13 protein-coding genes and 1 riboswitch are annotated in these 19,594 nt (G+C 51.0%); of the genes, 7 read left to right on the top strand and 6 right to left on the bottom strand.

All coding sequences use genetic code 11. The features are described from left to right. Positions 1 to 4: 4 nt before the first annotated feature. Both Q8K39_RS06575 and Q8K39_RS06570 read left to right on the top strand, forming a co-directional pair. Entirely contained in the window at positions 5 to 2,182 is a 2,178-nt protein-coding gene (locus Q8K39_RS06575; protein WP_305258844.1) for a DUF4034 domain-containing protein, read from the top strand. A 256-nt stretch (positions 2,183 to 2,438) separates the two neighbouring features. Beyond that, positions 2,439 to 3,122 (top strand): M949_RS01915 family surface polysaccharide biosynthesis protein, encoded by a 684-nt coding sequence (locus Q8K39_RS06570; protein ID WP_305258842.1) that lies wholly within the window; start codon positions 2,439 to 2,441, stop codon positions 3,120 to 3,122. On the opposite strand, the gene Q8K39_RS06565 is transcribed toward Q8K39_RS06570, so the two are convergent. From Q8K39_RS06565 to Q8K39_RS06555, 3 genes are all read right to left on the bottom strand, one after another. Next, positions 3,119 to 3,490, bottom strand: a complete 372-nt coding sequence (locus Q8K39_RS06565) for a hypothetical protein (protein ID WP_305258840.1) — start codon at positions 3,488 to 3,490, stop codon at positions 3,119 to 3,121. The genes Q8K39_RS06570 and Q8K39_RS06565 overlap by 4 nt on opposite strands. 27 nt (positions 3,491 to 3,517) lie before the next feature. Next, the gene (locus tag Q8K39_RS06560) at positions 3,518 to 4,498 is read right to left on the bottom strand and encodes a tetratricopeptide repeat protein (RefSeq protein WP_305258838.1); all 981 of its coding nucleotides are present in this window, start codon (positions 4,496 to 4,498) and stop codon (positions 3,518 to 3,520) included. Positions 4,499 to 4,589: 91 nt separating this feature from the next. Next, positions 4,590 to 6,563: a U32 family peptidase gene (locus Q8K39_RS06555; protein ID WP_305258836.1), complete on the bottom strand. Its 1,974-nt coding sequence runs from the start codon at positions 6,561 to 6,563 to the stop codon at positions 4,590 to 4,592. Positions 6,564 to 6,905: 342 nt separating this feature from the next. Here Q8K39_RS06555 and dacB point away from each other — a divergent pair, with 342 nt between their 5' ends. Continuing rightward, positions 6,906 to 8,417, top strand: coding sequence for a D-alanyl-D-alanine carboxypeptidase/D-alanyl-D-alanine-endopeptidase (dacB, locus tag Q8K39_RS06550; protein ID WP_305258835.1), 1,512 nt, complete (start codon positions 6,906 to 6,908; stop codon positions 8,415 to 8,417). 11 nt (positions 8,418 to 8,428) lie between these two features. On the opposite strand, the gene Q8K39_RS06545 is transcribed toward dacB, so the two are convergent. Further along, positions 8,429 to 9,346 (bottom strand): hypothetical protein, encoded by a 918-nt coding sequence (locus Q8K39_RS06545; RefSeq protein ID WP_305258834.1) that lies wholly within the window; start codon positions 9,344 to 9,346, stop codon positions 8,429 to 8,431. Between the two features lie 80 nt (positions 9,347 to 9,426). Beyond that, entirely contained in the window at positions 9,427 to 10,812 is a 1,386-nt protein-coding gene (locus tag Q8K39_RS06540) for a hypothetical protein (RefSeq protein WP_305258832.1), read from the bottom strand. 238 nt (positions 10,813 to 11,050) lie between these two features. Next, positions 11,051 to 11,146: riboswitch (glycine riboswitch) on the top strand. Between the two features lie 506 nt (positions 11,147 to 11,652). Between Q8K39_RS06540 and Q8K39_RS06535 the strand changes: the two genes are divergently transcribed. The 4 genes from Q8K39_RS06535 to Q8K39_RS06520 all read left to right on the top strand — a co-directional run bounded on the left by Q8K39_RS06535 (position 11,653) and on the right by Q8K39_RS06520 (position 15,366). After that, positions 11,653 to 12,402: a hypothetical protein gene (locus tag Q8K39_RS06535; protein WP_305258830.1), complete on the top strand. Its 750-nt coding sequence runs from the start codon at positions 11,653 to 11,655 to the stop codon at positions 12,400 to 12,402. A 44-nt stretch (positions 12,403 to 12,446) separates the two neighbouring features. After that, positions 12,447 to 13,034: a C39 family peptidase gene (locus tag Q8K39_RS06530; RefSeq protein WP_186954836.1), complete on the top strand. Its 588-nt coding sequence runs from the start codon at positions 12,447 to 12,449 to the stop codon at positions 13,032 to 13,034. 123 nt (positions 13,035 to 13,157) lie between these two features. Continuing rightward, entirely contained in the window at positions 13,158 to 13,442 is a 285-nt protein-coding gene (locus Q8K39_RS06525) for a YkgJ family cysteine cluster protein (RefSeq protein ID WP_186954837.1), read from the top strand. 217 nt (positions 13,443 to 13,659) lie between these two features. Then, complete coding sequence (locus Q8K39_RS06520; RefSeq protein WP_305258826.1) at positions 13,660 to 15,366, top strand: methyl-accepting chemotaxis protein; 1,707 nt, start codon at positions 13,660 to 13,662, stop codon at positions 15,364 to 15,366. Positions 15,367 to 15,470: 104 nt separating this feature from the next. Here Q8K39_RS06520 and Q8K39_RS06515 read toward each other — a convergent pair whose 3' ends face one another. Further along, positions 15,471 to 19,478: a WG repeat-containing protein gene (locus tag Q8K39_RS06515; protein ID WP_305258824.1), complete on the bottom strand. Its 4,008-nt coding sequence runs from the start codon at positions 19,476 to 19,478 to the stop codon at positions 15,471 to 15,473. Positions 19,479 to 19,594: the final 116 nt, after the last annotated feature.

Here is a 19,594-nt window from a genome sequence, read left to right as displayed (position 1 = left end):
GCGAGTGGCACTCATCCCATACTTAAGTATCGACGACATGCCAGCCAAGCTCAGCGATGCAGATGACCGATATAATTCGCCAGAATCTCACTTACGTAGAACCAGATTACCCGTGCCATTATCCCCTCTTCTTGAACAAAACATCCGTCACTCCTGCAATACGCAGGCCCTGCTCAGGGCAGCGTTGCTGCGAAGTGACTTTGAGTATCTTGAACATTTCTTTGACGATATTGACACCAGAAGCAAGAACAATGGCGGGGATAACCACGAGGAAGTGCAAGCCTTTGTACATTTCCATGTCTTGTTCGATGCCTATACATTTCCCGAAACCAAAAAGCAGCTAGCTTTGCTGCATGCATGGACGGCAGCATACCCGCACAGTTATTACGCACACTATTTCTTAGGTGAATTTTGGGAACTGGTAGCAGCAGACATTCGCACTACCGGGCTAGCCATGGATGTTGAATCAGATCGCTGGGAAGCTGCGGCATTGGCACGAGACAATGCCGCGATCACTTTGTTGCATGCGCTCACTCTGGACGCGCAACCAGTACGCGCTCTGTACTTAATGATGCGACTGTTTGCCTATCTGGGTGAACCTGCCTGGATGGACAATCTGTTCCGCCATCAAGCTGGTGAAGTGACTGACAACAGCGACGACATCTCGCCAGCCGCGCATCAACGATTTGCATCATATGGCGGCGGTTTGCTGACGCCCCCCACGCAATTACCTGCATTATTGCAAAGTCGTGATCCTGATGAAGCAGGATATTCATACTGGCTTGCGCAAATTCTACACTTTTGTCCAAATTGCCTTGACGCACTGACCACAGCCACTTACTACCTGACACCACGCTGGTATGGCAGCCACCGGCACATGAAAGCCTTCATCAACGGCCCCCAATGCGCGGCCCTGACGGAAGCGCAACGTGGTGACCTGTGGTGGGTCAAGGAATTCGATTATCTGGGAGATTTGCCCGATCATGCCGATGATGACGACGATAATAAACCTGGAACAGATAAATCCCTGCATCGCCAGGCTTACCAGCAATTGCTGGCACGCCCGCTGCTTGACTATACTCGTATAGACACACTGTTTGCCTATGCCAAATTTTGCAGCTACTACGGCGAACTGGATGAAGCATATGCCATGGCGGCAGAGGCTTGCAAATTGCAAGCGCAATGTGGCTGGCACAAACCGGTCAAACTCAGCAATTTTGAGTATCTGGCCCAAGACCTGATTGTGGAAGGCATACCCGATCCGGACGGAGTACTGGCGCATGTATTGCAAGTGGCCGAGTACTTTGAAGAGTCGTCCTGGTTCCTGCTACTGGCCTGTGCCGCACGCCACGAAGGAAAATGGGGCATGCCGCAGAAGCCTTTTCCAGGCCAATTTGAGCGTTTGCTGACATTGATCGCCGCTATTGAAAGCAAACATGACAGCGTAACCGAAGTACTGGAATTGCTGTGGAACGGCGGTCATGAGCAAGCCTGTTGGTGGCTGGCTCATGAGTTGGCGCATCGCGGCGTGGCGCTTGCACAGTGTTTTCTCGCAAATGTCTATCGCGGCGAGTATGAAGATGGCCCGGAAATCCAGATGGATGAAAAAATGGCGGAACAATGGCAGCGCAGTGCCGCTGCAGCGGCGATCCCCCATTCCAAGGCAGCTTATCTGCTTGCCAGAAATTACTTGGTGCCACCTGTCTTTACCAGACAAAAAAAACCGGAATATCTTTATACGAAACAATTACTGGAAAAGGCAATGGCAGCCGACATCGACGGCGCAAAATTATTGCTAATGCAGATCATTGTCAATAGTGGCAGTCCTGAGGAAGCAGCCTGGGTACATGCAGAACTAATACCGTCATTACTGGAAAGCGACGATGACACCGAGCAACTGATCACCAGTGTATTCCTGTCTTACATGTATGGAACGGGGCACGGCGTTGCCTTTTCACCGTTTCTTGCGCATGCCTGGGCCAATTATGCACAATCCATAGACGAAGAAGAAGTCCATAAATACTATCTGGATACCACATTGCTGCTCTATCGCAAGCTACTAATCAACAATGGCATCCGTGGCTGTTTCAACCGCCTGCGCAAAGACACCCCATGGCGCGAACTGGTTCGCACAGCAGAAGCCTATCTACCACCTGATTTTGATGAAGATGCGGATGACTGATGGACTGTAACAGCAGAGACGCTTAAAGAACACGGGGAAACCATCAGGATCCGTATCATGCTCAAGCAAGGAAGTCGCTGATCCCATGTATGCAGCGCCAGAGAGCCATCCATTTATTCTGCTGGCCTTGCGGCAAGCATTACAATGCATCGCACCAGATGTACTTTGTCCGGTAGTAAACACAGCAAAGTCAGCTTGGGTTGAATACTACTTTCTTTGGTATCCTGCAAGCCCGCATGAATAGCCACTTCCTGACATGAAATACTTGATCCCCACTACCCTGCTCTTCTTGTCTGTGCTGGCTTTCGGCCAAGGCAAAGATGGAAAAAATACCTGTACAGACGCGTTACCGCCAAGCGCAGACAACTTGAAAAATTTGGGAATGCAATTGCCCCTGACCAAGCATTTTTGCTACAGCGATCACGGTGGCAACTATGTTCTTTACCTGACTGAAAAGCAGGACAAGGTGTTTGCAGCGGATAAATTATCCAGTGCAATAGAGGCCCATCTTTTCCAAGTCCAGAATGATAAATCCCTTACCAAAGTGCTTAGCATACGTGACAAGGCCGGGAACAATGAAGCAGGCCTGGAATTCTGGAGCAAGCTCACAGAGATTACCGACATAGACAAGGATGGCAACATCGACCCCATCCTGGTCTATCGCTTCTATAACGCAAGTGATGCTGGCAAGATCAATCGCGATGCTTTTTCAGGACGCATCAAGATCATCCTGTTTTACAAGGGCGAGAAAGTCGTCATACGTGCGATTACAGGTGATCTGGATGGTGAGCGCTCGACGACGGCAACAGAGAATTTTTTCTCACTGCCAGCATCTGTGCAAAAGCATCTGGTGAAAAAGATGGAAGGCATGTACAAGGATAATTTGTACGGGTTTGATAATAGTTACAAATTTGCGCCGAAGAAATCTAAAGGGAATTAATTCGAACCGTTTAATTTTGTAGAAGCGGCTTTAGCCGCTCCTACGGGGGTCACGATATTGCTAACAAGTTCTATCGCCTCCGCGTCAACAGCAATGGCATGGATCTCGCTCAATCCATCTGGCCTGATCCAGTCCAGGCTAACCCAAACCTGTCCGTTATCATAGATATCAAACACCTTCACTGTTTTCCCCAGCATCGAAGACACATCGGCCAACTCAGAACCAGCAAGTCTTTTGATGATGGACGGTCTAATGGAAAATAAATAGACATAGTCATCTTCTTTGACTATGTGCCCGTTACGGTCTATGCCTGCTTGAGTATTCGTCATTTTTTGTTGATATTCACCGGACAAGGCTTTGTGTTTCAAAATTCTTTTCGTACGGGAACGGGTTGATTACTTACCCAAGGTCGTCAAGGAGGCAGCTTTTGGTAACTGGTCTCCCGCATGCCAGTCATTTGCCAGGCGGTCAGCTTGCGCTATCATTTTTGCTGACATACCACCAGCAAGATAGTCGCGTCCGGCAGCATACCCTTTGCGGTCGATATCGTCCTCTGCCAGCTTGTGAGCAATCAGAATATTGACATAGGCGATGACGATATTTTTCTCAACCCCAGTGCCATTTGTGTACATGACAGATAAATTGGCGAAAGCACCAGCATCGCCTTGCAGGGCTGCTTTTTCAAGCAAGCTTAAAGCCTGGGGAAAATCCTGTTTCACTCTTTTCCCTGTCATGTACAAGTATCCCATGTAAGACTCGGCCTCAAGCCATCCTTTATTGGCAGCCGCCGATAATAGTGCAAGGGCTTTTTCTTCTGATTTTTCTACTCCGTTGCCGGAAAAATATAAGCGGCCCAAGCGATACTCACCACAAGCATCATTTTGCGCTACTGATTTTTGGTACCACGAAACTGCCTCAGTCATATCGGCTTTTACTAACTCACCAGATTCATAACCAGTACCGACATAACATTGCGCGATACCCAGTCCCTGCTGTGCAGCTTTCAGATACCATGGGAAAGCTTCATCTGGAAGAGCAGGACCACCTACTCCGACTCTTAATGCCTCTGCAAGATTATATTGCGCTCTTGCGTGACCTTGCTTTGCAGCCTTAGCGAACCATTCACGCGCTTTGCTCATATCTTTTGAAACCCCTTTCCCACTCAAATAGAGAGTCCCAAGGTTATATTGAGCAATCACTTCACCTTTATTTGCCGAACTAAGCCATTCGGTATATGCCCCGGCATAATTCCCGCGAGCGTAAGCACTAACGCCTTTGTCAAGGTCGGCGTAACCTGGCGTGCTTACAAGGTAAAGTGGAATTAACAAGGCGCAGCATTTGTTGAATATCTTTTTCATCATTGGATAGGTATGCATCTTTTGCAAATAAAGAATATTTTATTCAGTTCGACAAAAAAGCCCAAAAGCATTTTCACTTTTGGGCCTTCAATTTCCATCCACTACATCATCAAACCGTCTGCGGCCTGTTCTTATGAAAGGTCACGGTACTGTATTGCACCGATGATGGTGGTGGTGCCTGCAGGATGTGTTTTTTCATCGCGCCTATGATGTGCATTTCACATGGTTTGCAGTCAAACTTGAGCGTGTATTTTTCTTCGCCTGTGACCAGGGTCATGGGTTCGGCTTTCACCTGACCTTGTACGCCCTGTACACCCTTGGCCTGTTTGGGGCAGAGGTTGAAAGAGAAGCGCAGACAGTGTTTGGTGATCATCAGCGAAACTTCGCCTGGCTCTTCATGCGACTCGTAGGCGGCGGCGATCAGTTGTACGGCGTGTTTTTCATAGAAGCTGCGGGCCTTGTGGTTGTACACGTTGGCGAGATAGCTCAGGGTTGTTTCTGGATAAGCGACTGGCGGCTCAACTGCAGGCGTGCGCTCAGGGCGCTGCCATGCTGACAGACGGGCTGCCTCGTGTGCAGTGACCGCATCACGGCGCAGGGCATTGATGACAGAAGATGGCACGAACCATGGCTGCTGCAGATCGAGGTTGACCTGGGCAGCTTCAAACATGGTGTTGCCGAGCTTGGCGAGATTATCGCGCAGGCCTGCTTCTGCCTTGTCGCGGTTTTGCGCGGGTTCCAGTGCCAACTGTGTGCTGACTTCAGAAGTCACGCCATCTTCATCGGTGATTTTCAGACTCAAGCCACCGGCCTGCTCTGTCAGAGTCATGTAGACAGGAATGCGGCGCTCGGCGGATTTTTTGGTCAGCGCATGTTCCCAGCGATGGTCGCGGTTGCGGTTGATGAGGGTGCCGACTTTGAGACTGACCAGCTCGGCCATTTTTTCATTGGGGAAGACACGCCAGATTTCACCGTTTTCTGATGTGCCTACGCGTTCTACCGTGTTGGCCTGTATGCCTGCGACTTCACGCTTGACCATGTAGTTGAGGCCGTCGCCGTTGGACATGGGTTCATTGGCTTCAATCTCAAAGAAGTTGGCTGCCAGACGAGTGACATAACCAAGGTGCAGGCCTACATATTTTGGCGAGTCGAATGCGCCTATGTCGTCGAGGCGACCATTGGCGAAATAATCGGTGTGGCCACGGTGGAAGTTCTTGTCTACATTGGGGCTGAATGACACCTGGCTATGGCCGCTGGACGCACGCGTGAATTCTGGCCTGCGCTCTAAAATCTCATCCAACAGCAAGCGGTAATGGGCGGTGATATTTTTGACATAGCCCATGTCCTTGTAGCGGCCTTCTATCTTCAATGACTGTACGCCTGCATCGAGCAGGGCTTCAAGATTGCGGCTCTGGTCATTGTCTTTCATCGACAGCAGATGCTTTTCATAAGCGACTACCCTGCCCTCGCCATCGCTCAGCGTATAAGGCAGGCGGCAGGCTTGCGAGCAATCGCCACGGTTGGCGCTGCGGCCATTGTCGGCATGCGAGATATAGCATTGGCCAGAAAAAGCCACGCATAATGCGCCGTGAACGAAATATTCGAGTGGTGTGGCCACTTGTGCCTTGATGGCCTGTATCTGTTTGATGGTCAGTTCACGCGCCAGCACCAATTGCGAGAAGCCGACGTCGCCAAGGAACTTGGCTTTTTCCACACCACGGATATCGCACTGTGTGCTGGCATGCAGTTGGATAGGCGGGATATCCAGTTCCAAAATACCCATGTCTTGCACGATCAGGGCATCGACACCTGCGTCGTACAACTGACGAATCTGCTTGCGCGCCGGTTCCAGTTCTGAATCATGCAGGATGGTATTCATGGTCACGAAGATGCGCGCATGATAGCGGTGGGCAAATTCCACCAGACCAGCGATCTCGCTGATTTCATTACTTGCATTGTGACGCGCACCAAATGAAGGACCACCGATATAGACTGCATCAGCACCATGCAAGATCGCTTCGCGGCCTATCTCTACAGTTTTGGCAGGTGATAAAAGTTCGGTCTGGTTGGCAAGCAAGCTCATGATGATGGCCGGTGACAGGGAAAGGGCGAAATTATAAAGGAAATCAAGGGCTTATGTCGTGTTTGCTGCTACGGAAGAGCATTAATCCGATACTAATCGAACAATATTTAAGGCCGCAAACCCGCTTTCTTGGGTTTCAATTAACTTTAGCATGCAGTTTTTGCCATTTGCAGTGTAGGTCAAAGCCTGAAGATAAAAAGGAAATAAGCAGAAGATATACAGTACAAACAAATTTTCATTGCGTAAAAAGAACGCTTTCCTGTTTCCACTACTTGCCTGCTCTACAATGCAGATTATTATTTTCCCGTCTGCCATTACAGCTTCATATCGTTGCCCCAACCTATGCGCCTCACTCCTGCCAGCCTGTTTTTTGTTATACCCCTGCTCCCTGCATTTGTTTTCGCCCAAACCAGCCTGCCACCAGCAGTCGAGGCCGCGTTCAACAAGGCCAATGTACCGGTCCAGGCGCTGAGCGCCATCGTCATACCCGCCACTGGTGGCGCGGCAATCCTGACGCAAGCTGCTGACAGACCCATGAACCCGGCCTCTGCCATGAAGCTGGTGACGACCCTGATTGGACTGGAAGAGTTGGGGCCCAACTTTCGCTGGAAGACGCAGATACTGGCTGATAAGGCAGCGAAGAAAATCAATGACAGCCTGACTGGCACCCTGTACTTGCGCGGTGGTGGAGAGCCAAATCTAACGATAGAAAAACTGGGCAGCATGTTGCGCAATTTGCGTAACCAGGGTTTGCGTCGCCTGCGTGGAGATATCATCCTTGATCGCAGTTATTTCCAGCCTGAGCGGCCTGACATAGGCGCGCCGCAATTCGATGAATATCCGGATGCTTATTACAATGTGATACCGGATGCGCTACTGGTGAACAGCAACCTGAGCAGCATTTCCCTGGAATCGACAGGAGATAAAATCGAGGCGCGCCTGAACACGCCTCTGGATAAAGTCAAAATCACCAATCACCTGCATTTCAATGAACTGCCCTGCTCAGCCTGGGAAACGGAATGGCTGCCGCCTGTGATTGAAAACACGCGCAATGTGGCCGATGATCCTGAGATAAGTAATCCGAATACACCATCCAGTAAAAGATCGGAACGCCAGACCACCCGCGGCGGGCTGGAAATCACTCTGAATGGCGGTTTCCCCAAGCGCTGTAAAATCACCAATAACATCAATATCCTGGACCGCAACCAGTACCTGGCGCATTTGATACGCGCCCTGTGGCAAGAGATGGGTGGCACCTGGCAGGGTGAGGTACGTGATGGCAAGACACCGGCGTCAGCCACGGTATTGACTGAGCGGGTGTCCGAACCCTTGGCCGACATCCTGCGCCCCATCAACAAGCAATCTGACAATGTCATGGCACGCATGCTCTACCTGACCCTGGGTACGGAGTCAACCAACAAGCAAGGCATGAGCAACTTGCAGGTAGCAGAGGCGCGCATCCGGCAATGGATGTTCAGGCAGGGCATCAACGATGCCGGGCTGGTGCTGGAAAACGGTTCTGGCCTGTCGCGCATGGAGCGCATCAGCCCGCTGCAAATGGCCGGTTTATTACAAGCAGGTGCGCGCAGTAACTGGTATGCAGAATTTGCCAGCAGCCTGCCGGTTGCCGCCATGGATGGCACCATGCGACGCCGTCTGAAGGGAGGGCCGGCAGAACTGCGGGCGCGCATCAAGACCGGCACGCTGAAAGATGCGGTGGCCATTGCCGGTTATGTCAGAGATATCAATGAGCAGCAATGGGTGGTGGTGGCCATGATCAATCATGAAGAGGCTGTCAAGGCCAAGGCAGCGCTGGATGAGTTGATCAACTGGGTGGCCGCTGGCAAACCTTGAACTGGGTCTGCTTACTTGGCTTTTGCTGGCTTGTCATTGACGAGCACATATTTTTGCTTATCGGCATCAAAGAGCAGTTTCTTTTTACCTTTTTGGGCAGTCACGACAAACTCGTAACTGGTCGTACGTTCACCATTGCCATCCGTCATGTGGCTGACGACACGGTAGCCGTAGGTTTTACCAGCAAATTCGACCAGTAATTGCCCCGGTGCCGTGGTGCCGGGAGCCAACTCCCAACTGGCCAGGTAATCATAGCAGTTTGGTGGCTCCTGTTCGTTTTCGTGCACGCGCAAACGTGGATGTTTGCCTTTACCTGGATGCATCATGCTTTCACATTCCGGCCCACTTTCATAGTGCCTGACCAGTTCCAGATCTTTGTCAAACAGGGGATGGATACTATCCGCCTGAACACGCAACAGGCGCAGCCAGACATTGACTTCATTTTTTTCTACATGACTGTGCTCCAGGGCAAGGGCAAAATCACCGGGGAATAGTTCCACCATGCTGGCCTTGCTGATACGACCATTGGCTGCCAGCCATTCAACGACGTCCTGACGCTTGACCAGCGACCAGGCTTCGCCACGGCGCTTGAACCAGTAAGCGGCGATCAGATTGGGCAAACCAGATTCCTGCGGCTCGCCCTTGACCAACAAGACCGCTGTATCTGCATCGATTTTTTGCACATGCAGGGCATGCATGCGTAGCGCCAGTGCGGCTACCGATTTGGCAGAAACTGGTAATTCCGCTTTTAGCTGCGGTGTTTTGACGATGGCCTTGTCTGCGCTTACGTCCCAGCCCTTGAACACCAGACGCATGAGGTCACGCTGCTCCAGCGTTTGCACCGATTCATTACGGGTGCATGCAGCCAGCAGGCAAAGCAAGGCCAAGGAAAAAATAGTGAGACGCAGGAAACGCTGTTGTAATTGCACGAGAAAAAATATTCTTTTAGGAGGCACACAGATTCTAACTGATCACTGGCGCTGAGCAGATATCAGAAGCGCAAGCTCCCCTATTCACCATTTTTGAATCGCCTGACAGCCTCATCCCGCTTGGCGATCAGTTTGTCACCCTTGGCTTGCATGCCCAGGGCAAAGTATGACTGGGCCAGGGCTTCCAGGGTATAAAGATCCCACTCATTGCCGTTGGCCATGCTTTTTTCCAGCAAGGCGATGGCTTGTTTGTGGCTATTCTTTTTAGCGTACATCAGGGCCAGTTCATTGACGAGCAATTGATAGGGCTGACTGTTCAAGCCTTTTTCAAACCAGACACGTGCGCCTTCCGGGTCTTCCTTGAAGATAGCACTACCACGGTAATAGCATAAACGTGATTTCAACTGTTCAACCAGCACCTGGTCACCAGTGACTTTGTTCATATTTTCAATGAAGGACTCCATATCGGCGAATGAACCGCCCCATTGCGGCAGCAGTTTGCTCAGGTAGGCATAGGCTGGTGTGTACAGGCTGGGGTCTAGTCGTAATGCGGTTTTGAGCAAACTGACATCATCGCCTCGGATGCTGAGTGCCTTGTTATTGCCGATCAGTTCACCTGCACACATGGCACAAGCCCTGATTTTTTCATTTGCCTTGTTCAAGTCCACTCTGGCCTGGGCAGACAATTTATGGAACTCGGCAAATTGTGCCTTGCTGGTTTCTGCCGCCAGTTTGCCACCACGGGCTTCCCAAGCCTGCTCTTGCAAAAACATGCCGCGCGCCAGATGGGCATAGCCAAGCTGGCTGGATTTCACCCAGCTATCAAACTGCTTCTTGAAATCTTTGTCGAGACGCGACAAGGTAGCAAAGCGTGTGTGCAGGGTGTTGGATTTCAACCTGCCTGCTTGGTTTTGTGCAAAGCCACTCTCCAGCGCCACATCCAGTTTCTTGAATTCACCGCGCCACAACATGGCCACCAGAATGTTTTGCTCATGCTCTTCATCGGCATAATTGCTCCCCAACTTGGGCATCTCAGGATTTTCTGTCGATGTTTTTTGCCACACGGCCTGATGCAATTCAGTATTGCCAGCATCGCGATAAGACTGATGCCAGATCTCTTCATAGCCTTCTTGCGCCATGCTGGTTTTGCGGGCGTTATACCAGACTGCCGTCATGCCCCAGTAGGAATAAAACCGCTCCATGTCTGCCGGGAATGGGCGGAAATACGCCTTGTAAGTCAGCATGTCCTTGCTATTTTTTTGCCCCAATACCTTGTAAGGCATGTAGCGGCTCTCCACCATCTTTTGCACAAACCTGGTCAGCTCGGGATCGGATAACCAGGCGCTTTCCTTTACTTTTTCTTTGGCAGCCACTTGCTGTACAGGCTGCGTTTGCGCATATACCTCAACAGCGATGAAGGTGGATGCCAATACCAGGGCAAGGCTGAATTTTCTGGACATTGACATCAGGGCTCCAGAGGAAGATTGCAAAGTGTGTGAGGACATGGGGAGTAAATTTTCCATAGCGTGCAGCATCATAACTGTGATTCTGGCAAAGTCCAAGCATACAAAAGCATGTGGACACCCTATGCATTTACGGAAATAAAATAGTCATTTCTCTTCAAAAATAATTTGCAAATAATTAATCTTTGCACTATGCTCATTTCTACAACCTGCACAAGTGGTTGAGCACAATGGCGCAAGCCAGGTGATATCGGGAGAGACTGTCCATTAAAGCAAGGGCAGCGCCGAAGGAGCAACCACCCCGGAAACTCTCAGGCAAACGGACCGTTATTACTTTCAAACTCTGAAGAGCTGCCGGACTACGTCGCCCGGCACACCGAAGGAGCAAGCATTGCACCGCTACCCGTGGTTGCAGGCGAAATCTCTCAGGTCCAGGACAGAGGGGGTATCCGTTGCGTATTTTGCGCGCAGATATCCCTTTGACGTCTGGAGTCCATCTACCATGAAATCCAAGATAGTTAACGGTGACATTGCCACCGCGACGGCTGGCGCATGCGCGCGGCAAAAATCTCCAAACCTTGGCGACAAAAACAACTGCGCAATTCATCCCCATCATTTGAAAGATGAAGGCGTACGACAGCCACGCCTACACTTCCTTCATTGACGCTATTGCGTCATACAGCCCAGCGCCTATAGCTCATTTGTACAGCGCTTCAAGCTGATTCCTTATTCCCGCGTGTGCGGGTAATGATGTCCGGCATGTGAACCATGCCATGTTTCAAGCCGCCCAGCCCGCTTGGACAGGTGGGCTATTGTCTCAATCCAAACCAGGAGCAAACCATCATGCATTTGCACTCTGTTTCCAGATTCAAAAAATCCACTCTGGCCGCTTTGATATTCAGCATCAGTTGCGCATTGGCCAGTCCGGCACTAATGGCACAAAACCAGGCCAGCGACATGGCAGGCACGACCGATCAGGCACGCCTGGTCAACGCCGCTGCGCAACGCGATTTTGCTGAGTTTGTACAATTCAATATACAGCGACGTGGCGGTACTTTGCCCTCAGAATTCCCGCTGGATGTGAATGATGTGCATGACCTCAAGGATGCCAGGATAGACTATGGCTTTCAGGTCTATAGCGTGCCGCCGCAAGATGTCATGAATGGTCGCGGTGATTTACGCAGCATGGCCAGGGCCACTGGCGAATGGCGCTTTGTTATCAGCTTGAACAATAACCCGATAGGCCTGGCTACACTGAGGCAAAACAATGGCCGCTGGGGTATCACTTCTTATGGCGGTGCCGTGCTGGCGAAGGATGTGGATGCAGCGATCGCCATGCATGGCAATAGCACCCGTTCCAATCTGCGCTTCATTCGCGTCTATCAGGCCATGTCGGATTTTCTGGAGGTAGTTTCGCCCATCGACGCCCGCGCCCGCTTTGCCCCCTTGCATGCAGCACGTCAAAGCCTGCTGTTGCAACAGCGTAGCGAAAAAACCGGGACATCGTCTACCAACACTGGTTTACTGGAGCAAAGCGACATCCTTGACCCATTGCGCGTCAGTGTCAAACGCAATATCGAGAACTTCCGCTGAACCTAAAGCCAACATCGCATACCACCAATAGTTACGGAGATATCATGCAAAAAAATCTGTTAAAACTGATCCTTGCTCTAGGCATCATGCTGAGCTTCCCAAGTGCCTTTGCCCAATGGCGCGCTTTGAATGTGCCGCTGGTAACGCAAGAACACAGCCAGTGGTGCTGGGCCGGCAGCGCGAAGGCCGTGCTGAATTTTTATAACAAGACACCCAGCCAGTGCCAGATCGTGAATTGGGCGTACGGTCTGAACTACGCTTGCGGCAATACCAACTTTAACTGGAACAGCAATGCCAACCAGCCCAATGCCATGTATGGCAGCAACGGCAGTGTACAAAAAATCCTGGCAAATTGGGGCGTGCCAAACACGGCCTATAGTTATGCTTCTTCATGGAACACCGTGGTCAGCGACATCAATGCCAACCGCCCATTTGTGATTCGCTATGGCTGGAGCAATGGCGGCGGGCATATCATGGTGGGCACTGGTTATGAAGTGTATAACGGCACCAACTACGTCTACATCATGAACCCATGGCCAGGCGAAGGAAAAACCTACAGGACCTACGGCTCTGCCGTGTCTGACTATGATCATCAGTGGACACATACGCAGCGTATGAATGTCAGTGGGTGAGATTTGACATAGTTGAATAGCAAACAGGTTGCAGGTAATCACATTTTACTGCAACCTGTCGGCAAATTTCATGGAGTAGCTTTCTGCTGACAGAAAACTGCCTACATCCATTAAAATGCGCACATGAGTACCTATTTTTCCTGCCGCCCCCACTGCGCCGCCTGCTGCATCGCGCCGTCCATCAGCAGCCCCATTCCGGGCATGCCGAATGGCAAACCCGCAGGTGTACCCTGCATACAGCTTGATGAGAATTTAGCTTGTAAAATTTTCAATCACCCTGAACGACCCGCAGTTTGCGCTGGCTTGCAGGCATCGTTTGACATGTGCGGGGAGAGTAAGGAGAAGGCCATGTTTTATTTGACACAGCTTGAAGTAGCGACCGCGCCGACTTGCCTCAGCAGTTCATGAGCAAATTCACAATTTCATGTCTTACTTGTCAACAATATAAGCGGGCCTGACATAACCAATCATGAATAATATTCATACAAACTTCATACAATCAGGTAATGACTTCCAAGTATAATTGCCGCACGGGAATTTCATTTCCATTCTTCACCATGCAGGTTCTCCAAAAAGCTCCGGGCCTGCATTTTCAATTTGTCTTACGACAACAAAAAGAAAATCTATGTTCTCTCTACTTAAACACCTTTCGGTGGGTAAACGCTTAGGCTTGGGCTTTGCACTCATACTTGCGTTATTTTTTATTACCACCCTCATTGCTATTTTTAAACTCAATACTGTCGCCGCTGCCGCTGACGATTTATTGAAAGACCCGCTCGCCACTGAACGTATGGTCAGCGACTGGTATCGCAATATCCATACCGGCGTGCGCCGCACGACTGCCATTGCCAAAAGCACCGATCCTTCACTCGCCAGTTTTTTTGCAGCAGACCAGGAAGAGTCAACCAGAACCTCCGGCATTTTGCAAAAAGAGATTGCGGAGCATATGAAGAGTCCGGAAGAAGTCGCTCTTTTCAAGGAAATTGGCGAACAGCGCCAGGTTTATATCAGCGCCCGCAATAAAGTCGTTGATCTTAAAAAGAACGGCCAGGTAGATGAAGCCAACACCGCACTGGATAAGGAGTTCATTCCCGCATCAGTGCTGTATGTCAAAAAGATAGAAGAAATGCTGCGCTTGCAGCGCAAGCAAATTGACGACACTTCTGCCGGAATCCAGCAAACCTATCATTCCAGCCGCCTGTTGTTGATCACCCTGTCCTTGCTTGCTGCCCTGCTTTCAGCAATTTGCGCCTGGTTGATGACCATATCGATTACCCGGCCACTCTCCAGGGCGACTGCTGTTGCCGAAAAAATGGCGCAGGGTGACTTGAGTGAGACTATTGATGTCTTGCGCAATGATGAAATCGGCAAGATGATGCATGCCATCAATGGCATCAACACTGGGCTGAGCAGCGTCATTGGTGATGTGCGTCATGGCACTGAAACCATCAATGTAGCAGCAGCTGAAATTGCCTCTGGCAATGCGGACCTGTCATCACGCACAGAATCACAAGCCAGCTCTTTGCAGGAAACCGCATCGTCAATGGAAGAGCTGACATCCACGGTTAAACAGAATGCCGACAATGCGCGCCATGCGAATCAACTGGTGATTTCTGCATCCGGCGTTGCGGTCAAGGGTGGTGAAGTGGTTGGACAAGTGGTAGAAACCATGGGTTCGATCAAGGAAAGCTCACGCAAGATTGTTGATATTATCTCGGTCATTGATGGCATCGCATTTCAGACCAATATCCTGGCCTTGAATGCCGCTGTTGAAGCTGCCCGTGCAGGGGAACAGGGCCGGGGCTTTGCGGTAGTAGCCACCGAAGTGCGCAACCTGGCGCAACGCAGTGCCTCTGCTGCCAAGGAAATCAAACACCTCATCGATGACTCGGTAGGCAAGGTAGACCATGGTAGCAAACTGGTCGATACTGCTGGCCAGACCATGACGGATATTGTCTCCAGCGTCCAGCATGTGGCTGACATCATGAGTGAAATTACTGCTGCCAGCCAGGAACAAAGCGCCGGTATCGAACAAGTCAATCTGGCTGTCACGCAGATGGATGAGATGACACAACAAAATGCCGCGCTGGTGGAACAAGCTGCAGCGGCAGCAGAAAGCATGCGCGAGCAATCTGGTAAGTTGTCTGAACTGGTTGCGCAATTCAATATCATGGAGCAGGCTCAGAAGCCGGTAGTGTCGGCGACTCGCCCAGTCAGCAATCGACGCCCGCCGGTACTTAACAGGACGACCAGCAAACCAGCCAGGGTGCAGCCACGTCAGATTCCGCAGAGAAAAACCATTGCAGCTGAACAGGATTGGGAAGAGTTTTAATCCCAGGCCGGAAATCCTGAATTTGTATAAATTCTGGATTTCCGGCTTCGATCCCACTGGTAATTTTCCTGTCCTTGATCATTAGCAGAGTTGGCGATCAGACTTCAATTACCTTCCTCCTCGTCCTTATGTTTTGCAGCGATTGCTTTGGCAGCCTTGAGATAAATCAGGCGAAAGCCAAAATAATGAACCAGCACCAGTGTGGCAGTCGCCGCCAGCGCGAAGCTGGCTGGTGTATCGAACAAAAAGCGCCACAGCCAATACACTTCGGCATAGCCCAACAGGACGATGGTCGGTATTCCATACCAGATACCATTCGCCTGCCAGGCGGCATAACTGACAAAGCCGTGGCAAATGAGGGCGATCAAGCCGAAGATACCATTTAACATCATCGCCAGAAAAGCGCGTTGCTCCAGCCAGCCGGCCAAGCCCCGCTGAGTTGGTGCCTCATCCGTTTTGGCACCGAGGGCGACACCAGCGAACCAGGTGAAGAACAAGCCCTTGCGTTTGATGCGCTGCAAGCGTGTTTCATCTTCAGGCGGACCTGCCAGGGTTTGCAAAAGTGCGTTGGTCATCAGCTCTGAAGTTTTGCTGGGCTCACTCACTTCATTGGCCTCCTGCTCTTCATCAACTCCTGCCTCCAGCTTTAATTTCGCAAGTAGCTGCTTTGTCTCGTCTTTCACGGCATCAGGCACATGGTCGGTCACATAACTGGCACGCAACAATGCATTTGCGCAGACGGTGGCAGTGCGCCATGGCAGTGGGACTTCAGCCAGCCGTCCATACGTGCTGACATGCGTAATGCAGGCGGCCTCACTTAACATGGGTGCTGGCACATGCTGCAATTGCTTGGTCCTGCGTTCCAGTGCCATGGCATAACGTGCGGGATTCATTAAGCGCTTTGGTACAAAGGCAATCGCATCAGGGTCTGCTGCCAGTGCTGTGGCAACCAGCGTCTCGTCGATGCGTGCCCTTGGCACATCTGCCAAGGTCAGCGGATGTGACCCGATAGCTTGCAGCAGAGCAGCAGCATCCATTTGATCGAACTGTGTTTTGCTGATGTCCTGTAACCAGGATGTGTCCGTGTTTTCGTTGAATTCGGCTTCATAGGGATCTTGCAATGACAATACTGTGGCAGCTTCCAGCGCAGCTTCTTCCATACGCCCCTGGGCGCGCAAGGCGTCGGCCATGACATAGTGGGCATGCTGTGGATAAGGGGCAACTTGCAGTGCAAGTCTGGCATCTTCGATTGCTCCCTGATAGTCTTTCGCCCACAATTTGGCCCATGCCCGGTAGGCATGCCATTCTGTGGCAGGCACAGCATCTACAGCTTCGCCCGCAAGCTCATCTTCATTCTTTTTTTGCAGCTCTGCCGTCTTTATTTCTATCAGTTTGCTGAGAACTTCCAGCTCAAGTGCCGTTGGTACGGCAAAAAACACTCTACGGTCTTCCTGCAAGGCTGCAATGCAGACTTCAACTGTGCGCATCTCTTCTGGCACAAATTCCAGAGACATGCCATTGCATTTGACCGAAGCCATGCACAGAGCAGGCGTCAGCAACTCTCGCGGGATTGACTCTATCAGCTTGCCATAAGAATGATGGACAGCACGTCTGGCCAGTTCAGGCGTGATCTTGTGTTTGGCGATATAGCTGATATTGTAGATATCTGCCTCCAGCGCGGCCCGTTCTACCCGCTCTGTCCACAGGGCATCTGGCACATTGTTCAGGGCCACGCCAGCTTTCACCGCCTTCAGGCAATCTTCTTCATCCAACAAACAACCCCAGACATCATACAAACTATTCTTGTCCCATTCGCTGGGCTTGCTGGAATTCCTGTCATCACGCCAATGCCAGTCAGCGTCATCTGCATACAGGGAGCGGGCCAGCGCCAGCGCCTCTGTCGTCATGCAGCGCACCGGGATACTGGCGGCATCGCTGGCGCTCTTGCGCACGATAGCTGCCATTCTTTCTGGCGAACGCCATTGTGCCGGCAGATAATCCAGCGCCTCTACATCGGCATCGATGGCGGCATCGACCATGGCATCGTCGAGTATCTCTGGGGGCACAGCCTCCAGCTCATACTTGCTTTCCAGCACCGCATCCAGCCATTGCTGATAAGTGCGCGGCTCTGCTAGCTGATTATCTTCATCATCAACTTCATCCTGATCATCGTCTTCATTGTGTGCTTCCGCCTGATCGCCGTCTTCAGATGTCACCCCATCCACATCGGGCTCTTGATATGATGCAGCGCGTATGCTCCTGGCTGCTTCCAGTGCATCCATACTGGGAGCGCAAACCAGATAGACGTTACTCCAGGCATCACCATCACCAGAGTCTGAATCTGCATACATGCCCAGCCAGAGTTGGCGGGCCTCTGGCAACAAAATATTACCTGACACTTGCTCATCGAAAGATTTTTTGAGCGGCACTGCCCAGGCGCGCGTGATACTGCTATTGCGGTAATCGCGATTGGCAAATTCAGGATCGCAATCGACAGGGCCAAATTTTTCTATCAATGCTTTTTCTATTTGCAGCTCTGCCTCCGCGATCCTGGCGAGCTGGTCTTCCCACATAAAATCATAGACACCATTGTGGTGCTCATTTATGTACACACGTAACAAACGATGGCGTGTGGTGAGCCGGCGTTCTTCTTGCCTCTGCTCACCATCATCTTCATCGTCGTCATATTCATCATCGTCCTCATCTTCATCTTCATCTTCATCTTCATCCCCGTCCTCTTCATTGTCTTCATCTTCGACAACTGAGATGTTGATATATTCTTGCAGCAACTCTTCGGTTTCTGCCAGCATCTCTTCTGCAAAGGGGATAATAGAATCCAGCGAGTTCAACGCATCGAGCGTACCTTCTATCGTTTGGGTAAAAAACAATCCTGGTGGATAAACCGGACCTTGCAGCTCATCTGCATGCAAGCCCCATAAGATTTCTCCATCTGCATTCAGCAGGCTCACACCTGCCTGCCCTGGTTTTCCATAGCTGATACGGTAAGCGATCTTGCCATCTTTAGCGATGTAAGCAATCTCTCCATCGTCAGTGAGGAAGGGTGAAAATGGGGTATCGACCAAGGGACCAAGCACCCAGCCATTACTATTCGTCAGGGGTTCCAGTATGTGCGCTGGCACGCTGGCAAAACTGCCGTCTGCAGACAAGATGCCCCAGCCCGCTCTTGCCCTTACTACCGCATAGCCAAACTGGTTAAAGTGATCGCCCCATCTCAGCGGTGGCGTTTCCAGGGCTTGACCATTCTTGCGCAAGTAAGTGCTGCCGTCATAATCATTGGCAACGACACCGCTTGCCATGTACTTGGCCAGATGACGCCCACCATCTACAACGACTTCACCTTTGTCATTCAGGTAGCCGTTGCCGTCATCCCATGAATCTTTGCGGGAAAAGTAGGCCAGACCGTCTGCATTAAATTCATTGATGCGTGAATAGACAGGTTTCAATATCCATTCACCTTGCGTATTAATCAAACCATACAGACGGTCGTCTTCGGTGGCAGGGGCCACGCCAGTATCGCTAAAGTCCAGGTTTACGCGAAAACGCGGTTCAATGGCCCATGAAGTATCGCGTCGGATATAGCCTATCAACTTCCTGTCTTTGATATCGATGGCGGCTGCCAGACCACAGGCACTGAAATTCGAGACATGGAAGAAAGTCTTATCCGAAACCAGTTCGCCGCTGGCATTAATCACTGCCCAGCGATGCTTGCCCAATTTGACGGCAGCCAAACCATGACTAAATGCAGAAATATCCTCATATTGCGGCGCGATGACAACGTCGCCACGCAAATTCAGATAACCCCATTGCCCATGCTGGCAAAACCTGGCCAGGCCATCCTCGGAAAAAGCCCTGGCCTCGTCCAGTTCTGCTGCAACTACCCAATGGCAAAGCGCATTGATATACCCCCACTTGCCATTTTGATGGCGCGCTACACTGATCCAACCGCCCTGTCCATCAGGGAGAAAGCCGGTAATATTGACGATATCGGGGTAGGCAGACACAGCCCGGCCCTGATGAAGCACGATCAAGGCAGTGTTTGATCTGGATACATCCAGCGGGATGGAAAACAGCAGAGGAGAAGTAGTTTGCATAGGTGTCGGTCATTCCATTTCATTAACACCCGCAGCATAAACTTAATTCAACTAAAAACCAGCCCATACCAAAGCATGTGACTGGCTTTTTTACAAATGTTACGATGAACTTACAT

It is taken from the genome of Undibacterium sp. (genome assembly GCF_030683615.1).
In the GTDB taxonomy this organism is placed as follows: Bacteria; Pseudomonadota; Gammaproteobacteria; order Burkholderiales; family Burkholderiaceae_D; genus Undibacterium; species Undibacterium umbellatum.
This window is presented reverse-complemented; position numbering and strand designations above follow the sequence as displayed.